Origin of the sequence: Pseudomonas sp. BE134, from assembly GCF_031456105.1 — a bacterium.
Classification (GTDB): Bacteria; Pseudomonadota; Gammaproteobacteria; order Pseudomonadales; family Pseudomonadaceae; genus Aquipseudomonas.
This window is the reverse complement of record NZ_JAVDUA010000006.1, coordinates 168,013-186,218: the sequence shown is the minus strand read 5'-3', so window position 1 is coordinate 186,218 and position 18,206 is coordinate 168,013. Positions and strand designations below refer to the sequence as shown.

The following is an 18,206-nucleotide window of genomic DNA, read 5'->3' as shown; positions in this document are numbered from 1 at the left end:
TTAAAGGAACCCCGCCACCGCGCAGATCCCAAAAAGCGTGTTTCATAAAAAGGGGGTGAATTCTAACGAAAAAACCCGCGACAAGCGCGGGTTTCTTCAAAACGGGATCTGACAGCCTTACATGCGCTGCAAGTCTCGCTGGGCCAACTGAGCGGCGGAAGTGCCCGGGTATTGCGACACAACCTGCTGCAGAATGCCTTTTACCTTGTCGGTGTGACCGAGGCGGCGTTCCACATCAGCCAGCTTGTACAACGAATCAGGCACTTTGGCGTGCTTCGGGTACAGCTGTGAAACCTTGGCGAACGCCTGACCTGCACCTTGCAGATCGCCTTTGGCCAGGTTCACTTCACCCAACCAGTACTGGGCATTGCCCGAGTATTGGCTGTTCGGGTATTTGCGCAGGAAGGCAGCAAAAGCCTGGCTGGCCTTGTCGAAATCCTTGGCTTTGATCAGGTCGAAGGCTGCGTCGTAATACAGCTTTTCCTTCGCCGGATCAGCCGGTTCGCTACCTGCGGCAGGCGCATGAGCGGCAGCCGCTCCCGCACTTGCGCCAGCAGCTGCTGCACCGGGGGCGTTCAAATCACCACCGGTGGAAGAATTTTCAGGAGTCGCGGCAGGTGCAACGCCGGTTCCTATGCGCCGATCAAGATCCTGATATCGCTCCAGGTTCTCTTGCTTCATGCGCGCTACATCATTTTGCAGAACTTCGATCACACCCTGTTGGCGTGAGATCTGCTCCTGCATGGATTGCAGTTGGTTGAACAGCTCGCCCTGTGCCGAGACAGGGGTCGAAACCCCTCCCCCGGCATAGGCGCCGTTCGTACCGTAACCCGCAGGCGGATAACTGCTCCCGCTATTGTTATAACCGGAGTTGTTATCGACCACAGGAACCGCAGCCCACACCGCAAGCGGTGCGAGACTGAGAGCCAAGACAGTTACAGCACGACGGCACGTTCGCATGACGAATTACTTACGCAGTTCGACGCGACGGTTTTGAGCCCAGGACTGCTCGTCGTTGCCGGTAGCAACTGGACGCTCTTCGCCGTAGGAAACCAGTTCCAGCTGAGCTGGGGAAACACCTTGCAGTACCAGGTAGCGTTGAACGGCTTTCGCACGACGCTCGCCCAGTGCCATGTTGTACTCACGAGTACCACGTTCGTCGGTGTTGCCTTCCAGAACAACGCGAGCGCCGTTTGCTTTCAGGTCTTTCGCGTGAACGTCCAGAGCGCGCATGGCTTCTGGCTTCAGGTCCGAACTGTCGTATTCGAAGTAGAAGATGGTGATTGCGCGCAGAGCAGCTTCTTCGCTCAGGGAACCATCAACGGCACCAGTGTTTGCGCCGTAACCAGCGTTTGGATCTACTGCGCCTTCACCGGCATTGTCGCCGCCTTTGGACGAGCAACCTACAGCTACAGCCATGGCCAGGGCCAGCGCAGCAAATTTACCAAACTTCAGCATTTCCATCGTGAAACTCCTAATGAACCCCAATGTGTTAAGTACAACGTGTAGCGCCGCGTCAGTTCAGGTAAGGGGACCAGGAAGGTTCTCTGACTTCGCCTTGTGCGGTAGGAAGCGGGAGCCTTACGCGTCCATTAATGGACACGAGCATCAAGACTCCCCGGCCCTGCTGGCGGGTGGCGTAGATTACCATGGTGCCGTTGGGCGCGACAGTAGGCGACTCGTCCAGAGTGCTATCAGTGAGTATCTTTACACTACCGCGCTGCAAATCCTGGGCCGCCACCTTGAAATTGGTGAAGCCATCCTGGCGGTGAATCATCACCAGGGTCTTTTCATCAGCCGAAAGTTTAGGGTTGGCGTTGTAGTTACCCACGAAGGTCACACGTTCCGCACCGCCACCACCGACGCTGGTTTTGTAGATCTGTGGCTTGCCGCCACGGTCGGAGGTGAAGTAGATGGTCGAACCATCCTTACCCCAGAACGGTTCGGTGTTGATACCGGGACCGTTGGTGACGCGACTGATCTGACGCGAGCCCAGGTTCATCACGTAGATGTCCGGGTTGCCGTCCTTGGACAATACGAAGGCCAGGCGATTGCCATCCGGTGACCAGGCTGGAGCGCCGTTCAGGCCTTCGAAGTTGGTGATCTGCTCACGGCGACCGGTGTCGATGTTCTGCACGAAAATGCGTGGACGCTTCTGCTCGAACGACACATAGGCGATGCGCTTGCCATCCGGTGCAAAACGCGGCGACAGAATCGGCTCGCGCGATTGCAGCAGGGTCACGGCGCGGGCGCCGTCATAATCCGAACGTTGCAGCGTGTAGCGCGTGTTCTTCTCGGAGAAACGTTCGGCCGTCACGTACAACAGACGCGTCGAGAACGCACCTTTGATACCGGTCAGCTTTTCAAACGACTGGTCGGCGATGTAGTGCGACATGTCGCGCAGTTGCTCAGTACTGCCCGACACGCTGCCGGTCAGCACTTGCTGCTCGGTGGCGACGTTGAACAGAGCGTACTGCACCTGCAGGCGACCGCCTGCCGGGACAATGCTGCCAACCATGATGTACTGGGCGCCAACGGCCTTCCAGTCACGGAAAATGATCTCGCTGGCCTGGCTCGGCAGGCTGATCATGTTCTGCTTTGGAATCGGCGAGTAGTAACCTGAGTTGCGCAGGTCGTTACCGATGATTTCGGCCATGTCGTCCGGCAGCACGGCACCGCCCTGGAACGCGAACGGAACGACGGCGATCGGGGTCGCCCGATCACTGCCGCTGGTAACCAGAATGTTTTTCTCATCTGCCATCGCCATCCCTGCCAGGCAGCAGATAGCGACAAGCATTCCTCGAAGAAGGTTTCTCACGGGGCTAAATCCTCAGGCGTGAATGTCATCTTGAATGAACGATACGGAGCGAAATCGCTCGGCTTCATTCCCTGCATTTCTATCAAACGTCCAATATTCTTGACCGCCGCTACAGCGGATGCGTCAAACGGACCGTCACCGCTGGACTTGGCCACGTTGACCGAAGTCACCGTACCATCCGGCAACATGCCGATTTGCAGCACGACTGTCATACCTTTGCGTGCCGAAGGTGGACGAGCCCAGCCTTCCGCCGCACGAAGACGAATCAGATCATCGAAGCTGCCGGCGACTTCGTCACCCTGTTCATCCGCCAAGGCCTGCTGGCGCTGCGGCGTGTCGGAAAGCAAATCGGCCAAGGCCTGAGCCTTTTTGTCTTCGGTCGATTTACGGGCCGCATCCTGCGATTTTTTCTTCGCAGCATCGGCAGCAGCTTTCTTCTTCGCGTCTTCGGCGACTTTCTTCTTCGCCTCTTCAGCTTCAGCTTTTTTCTTGGCGTCTTCGGCGGCTTTCTTCTTCGCGTCTTCGACGATTTTCTTCTTCGCTTCTTCAGCGGCCGCTTTCTTGGCCTCTTCTTCAGCAGCTTTCTTGGCTTCTTCTTCGGCTTTCTTCTTGGCTATATCAGCCAATTGTTTCTCTTCGGCCTTTTTGGCTTCGGCGGTCTTCTTCGCTTCATCGGCTTTCTTGGCTTCATCAGCCTTTTTCGCCTCATCCGCTTTCTTCGACTCGTCGGCCTTCTTGGCTTCCTCGGCCTTTTGAGCAGCCTCTTCTTTCTTTTGTTCCGCTGCCTTCACCGCTTCCTGCTCGACCTTCTTCTGTTCCAACTGTTCGGCTTCGGTTTGTCGCGCAGCAGACTTCTGCGCCTCACCCGCAATCTTCTGATTGGTCTGGGTGGTCGCCCGACTTTTCGATTTCAGCTGGTACAGCGTCGCCTGGACAATCGGCTTGGCCGGCGGCAACTCAGGCGTCATGGAAAAACTGACAAACAGCATGCCGAACACCAGCAGGTGCAAGCCAATCGCCCAGACACTAGGCCAGAAGTAGCTTTCCGAGGCTGTTGGCTCTCGTTGTTGCTGCATCAGGGCGCCTCGGTAATCAAGCCAACATTACCGACCCCGGCTTTCTGCAACCCGCCCATGGCGCCCATGACCGAACCGTAGTCGACGGTCTTGTCGCCGCGAATGAACACCTGAGTGCGCTTGCCGCCTTCCGTGCCGGCACGAATGATCTTGGTCACCGCGTCCGTCATCTGCGGCAACGTCATGGCCTTGTCCTGCTGCTTTTCGGTGTCGACTTCGCTGCCAAGGTTCCAGTAGTAGGTCTTGTCAGCCTTGATCGAAATGGTCAGGACCTGGGTGTTGTTGTCCTGCGGCAAGGCTTCGCTGGAAACCTTGGGCAGATCAACTTTCACGCCCTGATTGAGCATTGGCGCGGTCACCATGAAGATGACCAGCAGTACCAGCATCACGTCGATGTAAGGCACTACGTTCATCTCGGCAACCGGCTTGCGCTTTTTGCGAGCTCGAGCGATTAAAGCCATTGGAAATTACCTGCTTATTCTTCGCTGGTGTGCACTTTGCGGTGCAGGATCGCCTGGAATTCATCGGCGAAGGTGTAGTAACGGCCCAGCAGGGTTTCGCTGCGAGCGGCGAAACGGTTGTAAGCGATTACGGCCGGGATGGCGGCGAACAGACCGATCGCGGTCGCAATCAGTGCTTCGGCAATACCAGGGGCCACAGTGGCCAGGGTCGCTTGCTGGGCAGATGCCAGACCACGGAAGGAGTTCATGATGCCCCAGACCGTACCGAACAGACCGATGTACGGGCTGACGGAACCGACGGTGGCGAGGAACGGCAAGCTCTGCTCAAGCTTTTCTTCTTCGCGGGAAATGGCAACGCGCATGGCACGGGCCACACCTTCCATGACCGCTTCCGGATCGACGCCTGGCTGCTGGCGCAGACGGGAGAATTCCTTGAAACCGGCACGGAAGATCTGCTCGACGCCCGAGTCCGGATCAGGGTTGCTGCCGGCCTGACGGTAGAGTTTGGACAGGTCGATACCCGACCAGAAGCGCTCTTCAAAGCTCTCCAGGGCACGTCGACCGGCGCGCAGCAAATTGCTGCGCTGAAAGATCATGATCCATGAGGTGACCGATGCGGCTACCAGGATCAGCATTACCAGTTGCACCACGATACTGGCATTGCTGACCAGGCTCCACATGGAGGTATGGTCGACGACGTTAGCTTCCACGCTTAATCTCCTGCTTTGAGTGTGTACCCGCGCCGCTCACGTCGGCAAAGGCCGCACGTAGAGCTTCGGGAATGGCCCGGGGTTTTAAACTTTCAGTGCGCACACAGGCCACCAAAAACTGCCCTTCGCAGAGCAGCACATTATCCGTAGCCCGCCTGACCTGCTGTTTGAAGCGCAGGCTGACACGGTTCAATTCGATTACTTCAGCGCTTACCAGAAGCTCGTCGTCCAGTCGCGCCGGCGCGTGGTAACGCGCTTCGCTGGAATGCACGACAAACAACAGGTCCTCCCCTGCCAGCGCCGATTGGGCAAAGCCCAGATCTCGGAGCCTTTCGGTTCGAGCCCGTTCCATAAACTTGAGGTAATTGACGTAATACACGATGCCGCCCGCATCGGTGTCCTCGTAATAAACGCGACAACGATGTACGAACGGCTCAAGCCCGTTTTGCGCGCGCATACTCTAGTGCTTACTCCTCAGGTTGCCAATCCGGCCAGGCAACTGTTTTTCATTGATCTGCGGCTTTACGGCCAAAGTACGGTCCTGGGACCGCACAAACGCCGAATATATCAGTGCGCAAAGATTATTAATCGTCCACGGCATCAAGGAACTCGTCTACGACGGGCATTTCGCCCATTCGTGACGGAATGTTTAAACCGAAGTGCAAGTACGCATGCCGGGTCACCACACGCCCCCGGGGGGTGCGCATGATGTAGCCCTGCTGGATCAGGTAAGGCTCCAGCACATCCTCAATGGTGTGGCGTTCTTCACTGATCGCGGCGGCCAGGCTGTCCACCCCGACCGGACCACCGTCGAACTTCTCGATCATGGTCAACAGCAGACGCCGGTCCTGGTGGTCGAAACCACGCTCGTCGACGTCCAGCAGGTTCAACGCAAGGTCGGCAATCGGCTTGGTAATGTGCCCTTTGGCGCGCACTTCGGCGAAATCGCGCACCCGACGCAACAGACGGTTGGCGATCCGTGGCGTACCGCGGGCACGCCGGGCGATTTCAAAGGCACCTTCCGGGTCCAGCGGCAAACCAAGAATGCTCGCCGAACGGCTGACAATCGTGGCGAGATCAGCAGTGCTGTAGAACTCCAGGCGCTGAACGATCCCGAAGCGATCACGCAAGGGATTGGTCAACATACCGGCACGGGTGGTTGCACCGACGAGGGTGAAAGGCGGCAGATCAAGCTTGATCGAACGCGCGGCCGGCCCTTCACCAATCATGATGTCGAGCTGGAAATCTTCCATGGCCGGGTACAGCACTTCCTCGACGATCGGTGACAGACGATGGATTTCGTCGATGAACAGCACGTCATGGGGCTCAAGGTTGGTCAACAGTGCCGCCAGGTCCCCCGGACGCTCAAGCACCGGCCCCGATGTGCTCTTGATCGACACCCCCATTTCCTGGGCGATAATGTTCGCCAAGGTGGTTTTACCCAGGCCCGGCGGACCGAAGATCAGCGTGTGATCCAGCGACTCGTTACGCCCACGGGCGGCCTGGATGAACAACTCCATTTGCTCGCGAACCGTCGGCTGGCCGATGTATTCGGCCAGGCTGACAGGACGAATCGCCCGATCCTGGACTTCCTCGCGATCACGAGGACCGGGCGCGGCGGTAATCAGACGATCAGCTTCAATCACTTAAATCATTCCCTTCAGGGCACGACGAATCATGTCTTCACTGCTCAAACCTTTCTCCTTGATCGCAGAAATCGCCTTGCTGGCCTCCTGTGGCTTGTAACCCAGGGAGATCAGCGCGCTGACCGCGTCATTCTCGGCGGTGGCGACTGGCGCCGGCGCGTCAGGTCCACCTGGCTGGTTTGGCACCAGGGCGAACATCGCTGGTACGGTTTCCCAGGCTTTGAAGCGGTCCTTGAGTTCCACCAACAAACGTTCGGCGGTTTTTTTGCCCACGCCTGGCACCTTGGTCAGCGCCGAGGTGTCCTGGGACTGCACGCAACGTACCAGTTCATCGACTTCCAGACTCGACATCAACGCCAGCGCCAATTTCGGCCCTACGCCGTTGAGACGGATCAACTCGCGGAAAAAGTCTCGCTCACGCTTGCCGAAGAAACCATAGAGTAACTGCGCGTCTTCGCGTACGACCAAGTGGGTGTGCAAGGTCAGCGGTTGACCGACCGACGGCAAGCGATACAGCGTGGTCATGGGCACTTCCAGCTCATACCCCAGACCGTTTACATCCAGAATCAGGTGCGGTGGCTGTTTTTCAGCCAGTGTGCCGCGCAAGCGTCCAATCACGTTTCAGATCCTTGAGCGTTGGCCAGATCAATGCCTGGCGACCAACAGAACAAGAGCTCGCGTCGACGACACAGACACGAAAACCCTCATTCCATAAAAATGACTGCTGATGCTATCAGAGACGCAAGCGCCCGCCACGACTGCGTGCCGTCCCCAGGCCATGGGGCAACAAACTGGAACGGGTGTGAGCATGGCAGATGGCAATGGCCAGAGCATCTGAGGCGTCAATTTGCGGTTTGCTGGTCAATTTCAGCATGTGCATGACCATCATCTGCACCTGTTCTTTATTCGCTGCGCCAGTGCCGGTCACTGCCTGCTTGACCTGGGTTGCGGTGTACTCGGCGATTTCCAGGCTTTCTTCGGCACCGGCAACGATTGCAGCACCGCGAGCCTGACCCAGTTTCAACGCGGAGTCGGCATTGCGCGCCATGAACACCTTTTCGATGCCCATGGTGACCGGACCATAAGTCTGGATGATTTCACGCACGCCGCGATAAACGATTTGCAGACGCTCATGCAATTCTCCCGAGCCCGTGCGAATGCAGCCCGACGCCACGTACACACAGCCACGCCCGGTATCGCGCACTACGCCATAACCGGTAATACGCGAACCGGGGTCGATACCAAGAATTAAAGTCATAACGCCTGCGGGTTAGGTAAGAGCACTTCAATACAGCCAATAACCAATGTGGGAGCTACTCCCACACTTGATCTTAGTCACCCTTAACCGAGCTGTGCAGCCACCGACTCTGGTATATCGGCATTGGAATAGACGTTCTGCACGTCATCCAGGTCTTCGAGCATATCGATCAGCTTGAGCACCTTCTCGGCGCCTTCCAGGTCCAGTTCGGCGCTGGTGGTCGGCAGCATGACGATTTCTGCGTCGTCACCCTTGAAACCGGCCGCTTCCAGCGCATTGCGAACAGAGTAGAAGCCCGCGAAAGAAGTGAACACGTCAATCGAGCCATCTTCGTGGGTGACCACGTCATCGGCGTCGGCTTCCATAGCCGCTTCTATCAAAGCGTCTTCATCAATGCCTGGCGCGAAGGAAATCTGCCCTTTGCGCTCGAAAAGATAGGCCACGGAACCGTCGGTGCCGAGGTTGCCGCCACATTTGCTGAACGCATGGCGAACAGCGGCGGCTGTGCGGTTACGGTTGTCGGTCATGCACTCGACCATCACCGCCACACCACCCGGGCCATAGCCTTCGTAGCTCAACTCGACCATGTCGTCGGTGTCGGCAGCACCGGCGCCGCGTGCGACCGCGCGATCAATGATGTCGCGACTCATGTTCGCGCCAAGGGCTTTGTCGAGCGCCAGACGCAGGCGCGGGTTGGAGCCCGGATCCCCGCCGCCCTGACGGGCAGCAACGGTCAGTTCACGAATCCACTTGGTGAAAATCTTGCCCTTCTTGGCATCCTGACGTTCTTTGCGGTGCTTGATGTTCGCCCACTTGGAATGACCCGCCATAACTCGCTCCGAATTCTCTTTGAAACATTGCCCGCCACACACAGTGTCGGCCAGCAACCAATAAATCTCGACCTAAAGAAAAGGCGCACCCAAAAGGATGCGCCTTTGCGGTCAGCCTTACTCAGCCTTTGGCGTTTCGCGCAGACGAATGTGCAGTTCGCGCAGTGCCTTGGCGTCCACCTGACCCGGTGCCTGCGTCATGACATCTGCCGCGCTCTGGGTTTTCGGGAAGGCGATCACTTCACGGATCGACTGGGCGCCGGTCATCAGCATCACCAGACGGTCCAGACCGAAGGCCAGACCACCGTGCGGCGGTGCGCCGTATTTCAGGGCGTCGAGCAGGAAGCCGAATTTCTCTTCCTGTTCCGCTTCGTTGATACCCAGCAGGCGGAATACGGTCTGCTGCATTTCCTTGCGGTGGATACGGATCGAACCGCCACCCAGTTCGGTGCCGTTCAGGACCATGTCGTAGGCACGGGACAGAGCGGTCGCCGGGTTGGCTTCCAGTTCTTCCGGGGTGCACTTCGGCGCGGTGAACGGGTGGTGCAAGGCGCTGAAGCTGCCGTCGTCGTTCTCTTCGAACATCGGGAAGTCGACGACCCACATTGGCGCCCACTTGCAGGTCAGCAAGTCCAGGTCGTTACCTACCTTGATCCGCAGCGCGCCCAGGGCTTCGCTAACGATCTTGGCTTTGTCGGCACCGAAGAACACGATGTCGCCGTCAACCGCACCAACACGATCGAGGATCACATTGAGGTTGGCTTCAGGAATGTTCTTGACGATCGGCGATTGCAGACCTTCAACGCCTTTGGCGCGCTCGTTGACCTTGATGTACGCCAGGCCCTTGGCACCGTAGATGCCGACGAACTTGGTGTAGTCGTCGATCTGCTTGCGAGGCATGCTCGCCGCGCCTGGAACGCGCAAAGCGGCAATACGGCATTTCGGGTCGTTGGCCGGGCCGCTGAATACCTTGAAGTCGACTTCTTTCAGTTGGTCGGCAACGTCAACCAGCTCCAGCGGGTTACGCAGGTCCGGTTTGTCGGAGCCGTAACGACGCATGGCTTCTTCGAAGGTCATGTGCGGGAACTCACCGAATTCCAGACCCAGCACTTCCTTGAACAGGTTGCGGATCATGCCTTCAGTCAGGCCCATGATGTCTTTTTCATCGAGGAAGCTGGTTTCGATGTCGATCTGAGTGAATTCAGGCTGACGGTCGGCCCGCAGGTCTTCGTCGCGGAAGCACTTGGCGATCTGGTAGTAACGGTCGAAGCCGGCCACCATCAGCAGTTGCTTGAACAGCTGCGGCGATTGCGGCAAGGCGAAGAACGAACCGGCGTGAGTACGGCTCGGCACCAGGTAGTCGCGGGCACCTTCAGGGGTGGCACGGGTCAGAATCGGCGTCTCGACGTCGAGGAAGCCGTTTTCGTCCAGGTAGCGACGGATGCTGGTGGTCATGCGCGAACGCAGACGCAGCTTCTCGGCCATTTCAGGGCGACGCAGGTCAAGGAAGCGATAGCGCAGGCGGGTTTCTTCGCCGACGTCGGAGAACTCGTTCAGCGGGAACGGCGGGGTTTCCGATTCGTTCAGCACTTCCAGTTCGTAGCCGAGGACTTCGATCATGCCCGACGCCATGTTGGCGTTGGTGGCACCGGCCGGACGCAGGCGCACCTTGCCGGTGATCTTCACGACGAACTCGCTGCGCACGCGATCGGCGGCGGCGAAGGATTCAGCGCGGTCCGGGTCGAACACCACCTGGGCCAGACCGTCACGATCACGGATATCGAGGAAAATCACCCCGCCGTGGTCACGGCGACGGTGAACCCAACCGCAAAGAGTAATTTCCTGGCCTTCCAGGCTTTCGTTCAGTTGGCCGCAATAATGGCTGCGCATCATGGTAGTGGTTTCACTTCTCGTAATCGAAATTCGGTTGGAGACCGGCACCCCCGGCCCTTAATAAAGGTTCCCGATGATGCAAGCGCTCACGCGTGTGGTTCAACTCAGGCCCTGAACCCTAGTCAGCCTTGTCGCCGCCGGCCAGGTTCTTCTTCGAGCCGGTCTTGAAATCGGTTTCGTACCAGCCAGTACCGCTAAGGCGGAAGCCTGGCATGGACAGCATCTTTTTAAGCTCTGGCGCCTGGCAGGCAGGGCAGTCGACCAGCGGTGCTGCGCTGATCTTTTGAATGGCTTCCAACTGATGACCACAGGAAGCACATTGATAGTCGTACATCGGCATGGGGGTTGTCTCGGCGATCAGATTGCTACCGCATTCGCTGGCTTTTGCGGCAAAGAGCGGGATTATATCCATTAAATGCAGCCTGTGCAGCCGTAAGACTGCACAGACTGACACTCAATCCCATACGCCGTTGCGACTAGGGCATTGCAATGCAGCCCCCTTCCTTAAGGCTGTGCACGACACAGACAACCCGCACCAGTCCGGTAAAGTTCTTGACCCCGCCGTGACGCAAATGCACTTCGCGGTCCACGTGGGACAGCAGCGCACTGACAGAACAGCAATTGACCTTGGCCATATCGCCCAAAATATCCCAGTAGACCTGTTCAAGCCGCAAACAGGTCGCAAAACCATTCAAGCGTACCGAGCGGGATAAAGGCCGGGCCAACCCCATATCAAATTCGCTGACGAACGGATCAACCCTTATATCCCTGGTCGTGACGAGACTCCCATCACCCAGCCTGTCTTCGTAAACCATATCGCTGACACTCCTTTGCCATCCTTGCCTTCTATAAGAGCTACATCTGTTGCCTTATAAAAGCGCAGGCGCAAAGGTATATCCAGATGACTTTATGACCATCCACGTAGGATAAGCCAACAGCTGAAGGAGGATCATGGAGACCGTCCTAGGCCGGCCATTTTCCTACGTGCGCAGGTGCGTTTTACTCGACGCAAAAGCGACTTGATGAAGTAAAACGCCAGAACGCAAATACACCCAAGGGCCTAACCGCCTCCTGCCCTCCCCCTGGATGCTGTTTGATCCTGCCGTCGGTGCCGGGCACGCCAACCTCATCCTCAGCACCGCCGGACTGCCTGATTTGAGTAGCCGCAGGCTTTGCTGTTAAATAGGCAGTGTGTCGCTACCGCCTATTTTTCCGGGGGCAGCGCATAGGCTGATACCGGGTACGTGTCCAACGCCTCTTATTGTTCTGAAGCGAACCGTGCTCCATCAGCTCTTCCTTGTGATCCGTCTTAATGCGAGTTAATCAAAATGTTGAAAATCGTCCACCTGCTAACGGGCGCAGCCGCCCTGCTGCTGTCCTTCATCCCCAGCCTGCGAGCTGAAGCGGTCCCTTACCTGCAACAACCCGATGCGCTGTACCTGGCGTTTTTCGGCATGCTGAACCTCACCCTTGCTCCGGTTATCCCTTACTGGAACAAAGGCCCGCGCCATCAACTGCAAAACCTGGTCAGCGTGCTGCTGGTTCTGGCGGTCTTCCTGCAAGTTCTGACCTTGCTCGCACCGATGCCTGAAATCGCCGGTCAACCTGCCGTCCTCTTCAGCCTGCTAGCTGCCCTGTTCGCCGTTTTACTGCATCTGAGCATCAGCTTCTACAAATCTTCACCGACCACCGCCTCGCCAAGCTATGACATGAGCAACCGCGATACCGGCACCGTCAAGTGGTTCAACACCTCCAAAGGCTTCGGCTTTATCTCCCGCGATTCCGGCGATGATATTTTCGTGCATTTCCGCGCCATTCGTGGCGAAGGTCACCGCGTTCTGGTCGAAGGCCAGCGTGTGGAGTTCTCCGTCATGAATCGTGACAAAGGCCTGCAAGCCGAAGATGTGATCGCCGCCCTGCCGCGTCGCTGATTCAAGGCAAAAAAAACCGCGAACAGCCTGGCTGTTCGCGGTTTTTTATTGCCTGCTTCTTTATCATAAAAAGTCAGTAATGCGGCGGTGGAGCTTCTTCTTCGAAGGTTTCGAATTGGCCGGCCATTTCCTCTTGTCGCTTGAGCAGTGCAGCCATTTGCAGCTGCAGGCGTTCAACCGCACGCTGCTGCGTCGCCAGCACATCACTCAATGACTGAAGTGCGTCATCCTGAAACGCCAACTGGCTCTCCAGATCGGTAACACGATCTTCCAGGCTCATGACTCAACCCTCCAGAAACGTAAAGTCTTCGGCTAATACCAGACGCAGTCGTTCGCGAATCGCTGCGATCTGCTCCGCTGCGTAGGGCGTGGCCGGCAGCTTGCCCCAGACCGGAGCAGGCCAGGCTGCATCGTCCCGCTTGCGCACAATCACATGCATGTGGAGCTGACTGACAACGTTACCCAACGCCGCGATGTTCAACTTGTCGGCATCGAACGAATCCTTCAGCGTTTCAGCCAACGCCGTTGTCTCCTGCCACAGCTGTTGCTGCTCGGCGACACTCAACTGAAATATCTCGCTGATATCGTCGCGACGAGGCACCAGGATGAACCAGGGGTAATTCGAGTCGTTGGACAACAGCAACCGACAGAGCGGGAAATCCCCGATCGGTAGTGTGTCTTGTTGAAGCCGTGGATCTAAAGCGAACACTGTGCGCACTCCCGCCGGGTTCTCATTTTTCAGCTTAGCGCCCCTTCCGAGGGACGGCGCACCAAGCGACAGGACAGCAGCATACCTGCGAACGGCACTGGCTTCACGAACAGACGCGCGCCCCGACATGAAGCATTTTTGCCGATACGCACCAATACAGAACCCATCATCAGACCAAAAACACCGAAATGACTGATTAACAACGAGGTGTTCGATTCGGACAAAAGACAGCACTGTATGAATTTCGTACAGTCATCAGAATTTTCTGCACCAAAACCGTACAGTGCGTCTACGCTGAGCGCGTCCGCATCCGCGATCTACTCACTTGCGGGGTGAACCGGTAACGTTTTTAATGGTCACGCCGTCGACCTGCATGCTGAGACACGACGCAAACCTTTGCGTCAAGCCGAATAAAACGCGCTTGAAACACCCGGTTTTATGAGGTTTTTACAGCGAGTAGCAGGCCAGAAGAAAAAAAGGCAACAAAGTGATGATTTGTGCACGTTTGTTGCATTCACACCCACATCGCCTTGAATACCTCCGCGGGATGTGGAAGGCTCAAGGCTAATAAAAACAGCGGCAGGGTTGCCCGATGGAGATTCAAACGTTGCACCAAGGGACTCTTTTTACCGAAGTTCAAGCCCTGGAAAACAACGCTAAAGTTGCCGGCCCGCTTGCATTGATGCTGTAAATTTGCGACATCTACCGACTTGTTTGCGACAGGGTCGTAAAGAAGCCGAAAGGATAGATACGCAAGTATCGCCAATAGAGTCGGCGTGATATAAGTTTGCGCCGACACAAAAAGAAAGAGCCGCCCAGATAATAAATCAGGTGGGACGGCAGTACTCTTCTAAAACCAAAGGAGCAAATCACGATGCGCGTGATGAAGTGGAGCATGATCGCACTGGCAGTTGCAGCAGCAGCCAGTACCCAGTTGGCTACGGCCGCACCTTTCGTAAGTGACCAGGCTGAAGCCAAGGGTTTTGTTGAAGACAGCTCGCTGAACTTGCTGGTTCGCAACTACTACTTCAACCGTGACCGCAAAGATGGCGCTACTGACCAAAAAGACTGGACCCAGGGCATCTGGGGTAACTACAGCTCCGGTTACACCCAGGGCCTGATCGGCGTAGGCGTTGATGCATTCGGTTACCTGGCAATCAAGCTGGATGGTACCGACGAAGAGGGCGGCACCGGCAACATGAGCCGCGACGCTGATGGCGAAGTCAATGACAGCCAAGGCAAAGCCGGCGGCGCCGTTAAAGTCCGCGTCTCCAAAACCGAGCTGAAATTCGGTGAAATGCAGCCAAGCACTGCTCCAGTGTTCGCTGTTGGCGGTTCCCGTATCCTTCCTCAAACTGCCACCGGTTTCCAACTGCAGAGCAGCGAAATCAACAACCTTGACCTGGAAGGCGGTCACTTCTACTCGGCGTCCAGCCAGGACAGAAACGCTAGTGACGGCGGCCTGTGGGCTACCTACGCTGGCGTAGAAGCCAACACCATCGATTACGCCGGCGGCAAATGGGGCGTCACCGATGCTCTGAGCCTTTCGCTCTACGGCGCCCAGCTCGATAACATCTGGAACCAGTACTACGCCAACGCGAACTACACCCTCGCACTGGGTGGCACTCAGTCCCTGAACTTCGACGGTAACATCTACAACACTCAGGACACCGGTAACGCTAACGCAGGCGAAATCAGCAACACCACCTACTCGCTGGCCGCTGCTTACTCGTTCCTGAATGCGCACACCATCACCCTGGCCTTCCAGAAGGTTAACGGTGATGAACCGTTCGACTACATCGGCGTGGGCAAGAACAACCGCGGTGGCGACTCGATTTTCCTCGCCAACTCCATTCAGTACTCCGACTTTAACGGTCCTGGCGAGAAATCGGCACAAGCCCGTTACGACCTGAAAATGGCTGAGTACGGCGTTCCTGGTCTGAGCTTCATGACCCGTTACGTGTACGGTAAGGACATCGACGGCACCAACACTCCAGCGGGCAGCGCCTACGCTGGTCTGTACGGCGCAGACGGCAAACACCACGAAACCAACCTGGAAGTCAAATACGTCATCCAAAACGGCCCAGCCAAAGATCTGTCCTTCCGTATTCGTCAAGCATGGCACTCCGCCAATGCTGACCAAGGCGAAGGCGATATCAATGAGTTCCGCCTGATCACCGACTACCCGCTCAACATTCTGTAATTGCAGAAAGTCAGCACCCGGTAATCAAAGAAAGGCCCATCTTCGGATGGGCCTTTTTTGTTGGCTGCAACATTGCGCTCAAACAATCCGATCCGTTCAGAACATGCCGGACTTAACAGTCAGACATGATCAAAAAACAATCACTGCACCGCAGATTCCTGCACTACGCGAATAACCCGCTGCGGGAACGGGATGTCAATACCGGCAGTTTTCAAACGATCACGGGACTGTTCGTTGAACATGAACATCACATCCCAATAGTCGGCGGTTTTTACCCAGACTCGAAGCGAAAGAGTGATCGAACTGTCTCCCAAAGTAGAAACCACAGCCTGAGGTGCCGGATCTGCCAATACACGCGGATCTTTGGCCAGTTCCAGCAAAACTTCACGGGCCTTCTGCAAGTCCGCTTCGTAATCCACACCCACGTCAAATACTACTTTGCGCGTTGGTTGACGATTGGTATTGGTGATGATGCCATTCGACAAGTTGCCGTTGGGTACGATGATCGTTTTGTTGTCGCCGGTGCGCAGTACCGTGTGGAAGATCTGAATGCTGTCGACTGTGCCAGCAACACCTTGGGCTTCGATCCAGTCACCAATACGAAACGGACGGAACAACAGAATCAACACGCCGCCGGCGAAGTTTGCCAGGCTGCCCTGCAAGGCCAGACCGATGGCCAGACCCGCCGCACCGATAGCCGCGACGAACGACGTGGTTTCCACGCCGATCATCGACGCTACGCTGACGATCAGCAAAACCTTGAGAATGATGTTCGCCAGGCTGCTGATGAACCCTTGCAGCGCAAGGTCGGCGTTACGCAACGCCAACAGACCACCGAGCTTTTGCGTCACTTTGTTAATCAGCCACCAGCCGACCGCCAGGGTGATCACGGCCAGCAGTACACGACTGCCATATTCCATGATCATCGGGATCCAGGCCTGGGACATCTTGACCAGGTTGTTTACCTCAGCATTTAAGTCCATCTACGTTCTCCTTGATTTTCCGGTTATCCGGCACACAAAAAATAAAGCGACAGAAAAACCGAGCCGTCTCCGGCCCGATCGTTTCTGCCGCTGCTTGGGCCTCGGACGCCGAAAGCGCCGAGAGGTTCCCGCGTCAGGTGTCAGTCGCGGAAGTTGTTGAACTGAAGCGGCATATCGAAGGTCTTGGCGCGCAGGGCCGCGATGGCTTCCTGCAAATCGTCACGCTTCTTGCCGGTAATGCGCACTTGCTCGCCCTGAATGGCGGCCTGGACCTTGAGCTTGGCGTCTTTGACGTGAGCGACGATTTTCTTCGCCAGCTCTTTGTCGATGCCTTCCTTGAGGACCGCTTCCTGCTTCATCAGCTTGCCCGACGCGTAGGCATCCTTGACTTCAAGGCACTGCACGTCGATTTTGCGCTTGACCAGCGCCAGCTTGAGGATCTCGATCATCGCTTCAAGCTGGAAATCGGCTTCAGCGGTCAGGTTGACGGTCAGGTCCTTTTCCTTGAACTCGAAAGTACCCTTGCCCTTCAGGTCATAACGACGATCGAGTTCCTTGACGGCGTTTTCGACCGCGTTGGTGACTTCGTGTTTGTCCAGTTCGGATACCACGTCGAACGACGGCATGTAATCTCTCCAATAAAAAGGCGCACTCGATAGCGATGGCGCGCGCTTGGCTTGCGGTTAAAATCGGGCTCATTATAACGGGTCTTTTCCAACCCATACTGCGAGCCTCACATGCCTGCCGTAAACCGAGTAAAAAGCTGATGTCGACCCCTTGGCATGTTCTAGGTGCCGGCAGCCTCGGCACGTTGTGGGCCACGCGTCTGGCGCGGGCCGGTTTGCCGGTCAGGCTGATCGTTCGCAATGAGCAACGCTTGCGGGCCTATCAGACGGCGGGTGGGCTTACGCTGGTGGAACAGGGCGATGCCACTACTTATGACATTCCCGGCCAGACACCGCACAGCCATGAACCGATCAGTCGCCTGCTGGTGGCCTGCAAGGCCTATGACGCCGAGAAAGCCGTCGCGCAACTGGCGCCACGCCTGACGCCCGACGCTGAATTGGTCCTGTTGCAGAACGGCCTCGGCAGCCAGGACGCGGTCGCGGCGCAAGTGCCACAGGCACGTTGTGTGAGTGCATCAAGTACTGAAGGTGCGTTTCGCGATGGCGACTGGCGTGTGGTGTTCGCAGGTCACGGTTACACCTGGCTGGGGGACGCCGGCCATCCGGTTGCGCCGATCTGGCTGGATGACCTGACCGCCGCCGGGATTCCCCATGAATGGAGCACCGACATCCTCACACGGCTGTGGCGCAAGCTGGCGCTCAACTGTGCAATCAATCCATTGACCGTCCTGCACAATTGCCGCAATGGCGGATTGCAGGAGCACCAGTGCGAAGTCGCGACCCTCTGCGATGAATTGAGCGAGTTGCTGGGGCGTTGTGGTCAGCCCGCGGCGGCAGAAAACCTGCAACAGGAAGTCGAAAGGGTGATCCACGCCACGGCGGCCAATTACTCCTCGATGTACCAGGATGTCGCGAATCAACGTCGCACCGAAATCTCCTACCTGTTGGGTTATGTCTGCAAAGTAGCTACGCGGCACCAACTGAACCTGCCCCACCTCCATCAATTACAGCAACGGCTGATCGGCCATCTGCACAGCCTTGGATTGCCCGGCGACTGAGCAG

At 56.9% G+C, this 18,206-nt stretch carries 21 protein-coding genes; 3 read left to right on the top strand and 18 right to left on the bottom strand.

The window, feature by feature from the left end; all coding sequences use genetic code 11:
- Positions 1 to 117: 117 nt before the first annotated feature.
- The 14 genes from ybgF to J2Y56_RS07590 form a co-directional block, all read right to left on the bottom strand.
- Complete coding sequence (gene ybgF / locus J2Y56_RS07655) at positions 118 to 960, bottom strand: tol-pal system protein YbgF (protein WP_150779135.1); 843 nt, start codon at positions 958 to 960, stop codon at positions 118 to 120.
- Between the two features lie 6 nt (positions 961 to 966).
- Positions 967 to 1,464, bottom strand: a complete 498-nt coding sequence (pal, locus tag J2Y56_RS07650; protein ID WP_007945836.1) for a peptidoglycan-associated lipoprotein Pal — start codon at positions 1,462 to 1,464, stop codon at positions 967 to 969.
- Between the two features lie 52 nt (positions 1,465 to 1,516).
- Positions 1,517 to 2,797 carry a Tol-Pal system beta propeller repeat protein TolB gene (gene tolB / locus J2Y56_RS07645; RefSeq protein WP_405046846.1) on the bottom strand — a complete coding sequence of 427 codons (1,281 nt, stop codon included), beginning with the start codon at positions 2,795 to 2,797 and terminating at the stop codon, positions 1,517 to 1,519.
- Positions 2,798 to 2,814: 17 nt separating this feature from the next.
- Positions 2,815 to 3,894, bottom strand: coding sequence for a cell envelope integrity protein TolA (gene tolA / locus J2Y56_RS07640; RefSeq protein WP_150779136.1), 1,080 nt, complete (start codon positions 3,892 to 3,894; stop codon positions 2,815 to 2,817).
- Positions 3,894 to 4,346 carry a protein TolR gene (gene tolR, locus J2Y56_RS07635; RefSeq protein WP_161807482.1) on the bottom strand — a complete coding sequence of 151 codons (453 nt, stop codon included), beginning with the start codon at positions 4,344 to 4,346 and terminating at the stop codon, positions 3,894 to 3,896. The genes tolA and tolR overlap by 1 nt, the downstream gene beginning before the upstream one ends.
- A gap of 23 nt (positions 4,347 to 4,369) precedes the next feature.
- Positions 4,370 to 5,065: a protein TolQ gene (gene tolQ, locus J2Y56_RS07630; RefSeq protein ID WP_007945840.1), complete on the bottom strand. Its 696-nt coding sequence runs from the start codon at positions 5,063 to 5,065 to the stop codon at positions 4,370 to 4,372.
- Entirely contained in the window at positions 5,055 to 5,522 is a 468-nt protein-coding gene (ybgC, locus tag J2Y56_RS07625; protein WP_007945841.1) for a tol-pal system-associated acyl-CoA thioesterase, read from the bottom strand. Before ybgC ends, tolQ begins: the two co-directional genes overlap by 11 nt.
- 127 nt (positions 5,523 to 5,649) lie before the next feature.
- Positions 5,650 to 6,711, bottom strand: a complete 1,062-nt coding sequence (gene ruvB / locus J2Y56_RS07620) for a Holliday junction branch migration DNA helicase RuvB (RefSeq protein ID WP_007945842.1) — start codon at positions 6,709 to 6,711, stop codon at positions 5,650 to 5,652.
- Positions 6,712 to 7,329, bottom strand: coding sequence for a Holliday junction branch migration protein RuvA (gene ruvA / locus J2Y56_RS07615; protein ID WP_007945843.1), 618 nt, complete (start codon positions 7,327 to 7,329; stop codon positions 6,712 to 6,714). It lies immediately after the preceding gene.
- Positions 7,330 to 7,444: 115 nt separating this feature from the next.
- Entirely contained in the window at positions 7,445 to 7,969 is a 525-nt protein-coding gene (gene ruvC / locus J2Y56_RS07610) for a crossover junction endodeoxyribonuclease RuvC (RefSeq protein ID WP_007945844.1), read from the bottom strand.
- An 83-nt stretch (positions 7,970 to 8,052) separates the two neighbouring features.
- Complete coding sequence (locus tag J2Y56_RS07605) at positions 8,053 to 8,799, bottom strand: YebC/PmpR family DNA-binding transcriptional regulator (protein ID WP_007945845.1); 747 nt, start codon at positions 8,797 to 8,799, stop codon at positions 8,053 to 8,055.
- Between the two features lie 117 nt (positions 8,800 to 8,916).
- A complete protein-coding gene (gene aspS, locus J2Y56_RS07600; RefSeq protein WP_007945846.1) occupies positions 8,917 to 10,692 on the bottom strand; it encodes an aspartate--tRNA ligase in 1,776 nt (591 codons plus the stop codon).
- A 118-nt stretch (positions 10,693 to 10,810) separates the two neighbouring features.
- The gene (locus tag J2Y56_RS07595) at positions 10,811 to 11,032 is read right to left on the bottom strand and encodes an FmdB family zinc ribbon protein (protein ID WP_010457489.1); all 222 of its coding nucleotides are present in this window, start codon (positions 11,030 to 11,032) and stop codon (positions 10,811 to 10,813) included.
- Positions 11,033 to 11,168: 136 nt separating this feature from the next.
- Positions 11,169 to 11,507 carry a ribbon-helix-helix domain-containing protein gene (locus J2Y56_RS07590; RefSeq protein WP_007945848.1) on the bottom strand — a complete coding sequence of 113 codons (339 nt, stop codon included), beginning with the start codon at positions 11,505 to 11,507 and terminating at the stop codon, positions 11,169 to 11,171.
- Positions 11,508 to 12,020: 513 nt separating this feature from the next.
- Here J2Y56_RS07590 and J2Y56_RS07585 point away from each other — a divergent pair.
- A complete protein-coding gene (locus J2Y56_RS07585; RefSeq protein WP_310349565.1) occupies positions 12,021 to 12,623 on the top strand; it encodes a cold-shock protein in 603 nt (200 codons plus the stop codon).
- A 73-nt stretch (positions 12,624 to 12,696) separates the two neighbouring features.
- Here J2Y56_RS07585 and J2Y56_RS07580 read toward each other — a convergent pair whose 3' ends face one another.
- On the bottom strand, positions 12,697 to 12,903 hold the full coding sequence (locus J2Y56_RS07580) for a SlyX family protein (RefSeq protein WP_007945850.1): 207 nt from the start codon (positions 12,901 to 12,903) through the stop codon (positions 12,697 to 12,699).
- Between the two features lie 3 nt (positions 12,904 to 12,906).
- The gene (locus J2Y56_RS07575) at positions 12,907 to 13,332 is read right to left on the bottom strand and encodes an HIT domain-containing protein (RefSeq protein WP_007945852.1); all 426 of its coding nucleotides are present in this window, start codon (positions 13,330 to 13,332) and stop codon (positions 12,907 to 12,909) included.
- 874 nt (positions 13,333 to 14,206) lie between these two features.
- Between J2Y56_RS07575 and J2Y56_RS07570 the strand changes: the two genes are divergently transcribed.
- Positions 14,207 to 15,535 (top strand): OprD family porin, encoded by a 1,329-nt coding sequence (locus tag J2Y56_RS07570; RefSeq protein ID WP_007945855.1) that lies wholly within the window; start codon positions 14,207 to 14,209, stop codon positions 15,533 to 15,535.
- Positions 15,536 to 15,675: 140 nt separating this feature from the next.
- Here J2Y56_RS07570 and J2Y56_RS07565 read toward each other — a convergent pair whose 3' ends face one another.
- A complete protein-coding gene (locus J2Y56_RS07565) occupies positions 15,676 to 16,518 on the bottom strand; it encodes a mechanosensitive ion channel family protein (RefSeq protein WP_007945856.1) in 843 nt (280 codons plus the stop codon).
- Positions 16,519 to 16,658: 140 nt separating this feature from the next.
- Positions 16,659 to 17,144: a YajQ family cyclic di-GMP-binding protein gene (locus J2Y56_RS07560; RefSeq protein ID WP_007906601.1), complete on the bottom strand. Its 486-nt coding sequence runs from the start codon at positions 17,142 to 17,144 to the stop codon at positions 16,659 to 16,661.
- Between the two features lie 140 nt (positions 17,145 to 17,284).
- Here J2Y56_RS07560 and J2Y56_RS07555 point away from each other — a divergent pair, with 140 nt between their 5' ends.
- Positions 17,285 to 18,202 carry a putative 2-dehydropantoate 2-reductase gene (locus tag J2Y56_RS07555; RefSeq protein ID WP_310349564.1) on the top strand — a complete coding sequence of 306 codons (918 nt, stop codon included), beginning with the start codon at positions 17,285 to 17,287 and terminating at the stop codon, positions 18,200 to 18,202.
- Positions 18,203 to 18,206 lie beyond the last annotated feature (4 nt).

Bases quoted from the DNA above. Each gene is read 5' to 3' on its own strand.
- ybgF (WP_150779135.1), bottom strand. From the start codon at position 960: ATGCGAACGTGCCGTCGTGCTGTAACTGTCTTGGCTCTCAGTCTCGCA.
- pal (WP_007945836.1), bottom strand. From the start codon at position 1,464: ATGGAAATGCTGAAGTTTGGTAAATTTGCTGCGCTGGCCCTGGCCATG.
- tolB (WP_405046846.1), bottom strand. From the start codon at position 2,797: ATGCTTGTCGCTATCTGCTGCCTGGCAGGGATGGCGATGGCAGATGAG.
- tolA (WP_150779136.1), bottom strand. From the start codon at position 3,894: ATGCAGCAACAACGAGAGCCAACAGCCTCGGAAAGCTACTTCTGGCCT.
- ybgC (WP_007945841.1), bottom strand. From the start codon at position 5,522: ATGCGCGCGCAAAACGGGCTTGAGCCGTTCGTACATCGTTGTCGCGTT.
- ruvC (WP_007945844.1), bottom strand. From the start codon at position 7,969: ATGACTTTAATTCTTGGTATCGACCCCGGTTCGCGTATTACCGGTTAT.
- J2Y56_RS07605 (WP_007945845.1), bottom strand. From the start codon at position 8,799: ATGGCGGGTCATTCCAAGTGGGCGAACATCAAGCACCGCAAAGAACGT.
- aspS (WP_007945846.1), bottom strand. From the start codon at position 10,692: ATGATGCGCAGCCATTATTGCGGCCAACTGAACGAAAGCCTGGAAGGC.
- J2Y56_RS07595 (WP_010457489.1), bottom strand. From the start codon at position 11,032: ATGCCGATGTACGACTATCAATGTGCTTCCTGTGGTCATCAGTTGGAA.
- J2Y56_RS07590 (WP_007945848.1), bottom strand. From the start codon at position 11,507: ATGGTTTACGAAGACAGGCTGGGTGATGGGAGTCTCGTCACGACCAGG.
- J2Y56_RS07585 (WP_310349565.1), top strand. From the start codon at position 12,021: ATGTTGAAAATCGTCCACCTGCTAACGGGCGCAGCCGCCCTGCTGCTG.
- J2Y56_RS07580 (WP_007945850.1), bottom strand. From the start codon at position 12,903: ATGAGCCTGGAAGATCGTGTTACCGATCTGGAGAGCCAGTTGGCGTTT.
- J2Y56_RS07570 (WP_007945855.1), top strand. From the start codon at position 14,207: ATGCGCGTGATGAAGTGGAGCATGATCGCACTGGCAGTTGCAGCAGCA.
- J2Y56_RS07565 (WP_007945856.1), bottom strand. From the start codon at position 16,518: ATGGACTTAAATGCTGAGGTAAACAACCTGGTCAAGATGTCCCAGGCC.
- J2Y56_RS07560 (WP_007906601.1), bottom strand. From the start codon at position 17,144: ATGCCGTCGTTCGACGTGGTATCCGAACTGGACAAACACGAAGTCACC.
- J2Y56_RS07555 (WP_310349564.1), top strand. From the start codon at position 17,285: ATGTCGACCCCTTGGCATGTTCTAGGTGCCGGCAGCCTCGGCACGTTG.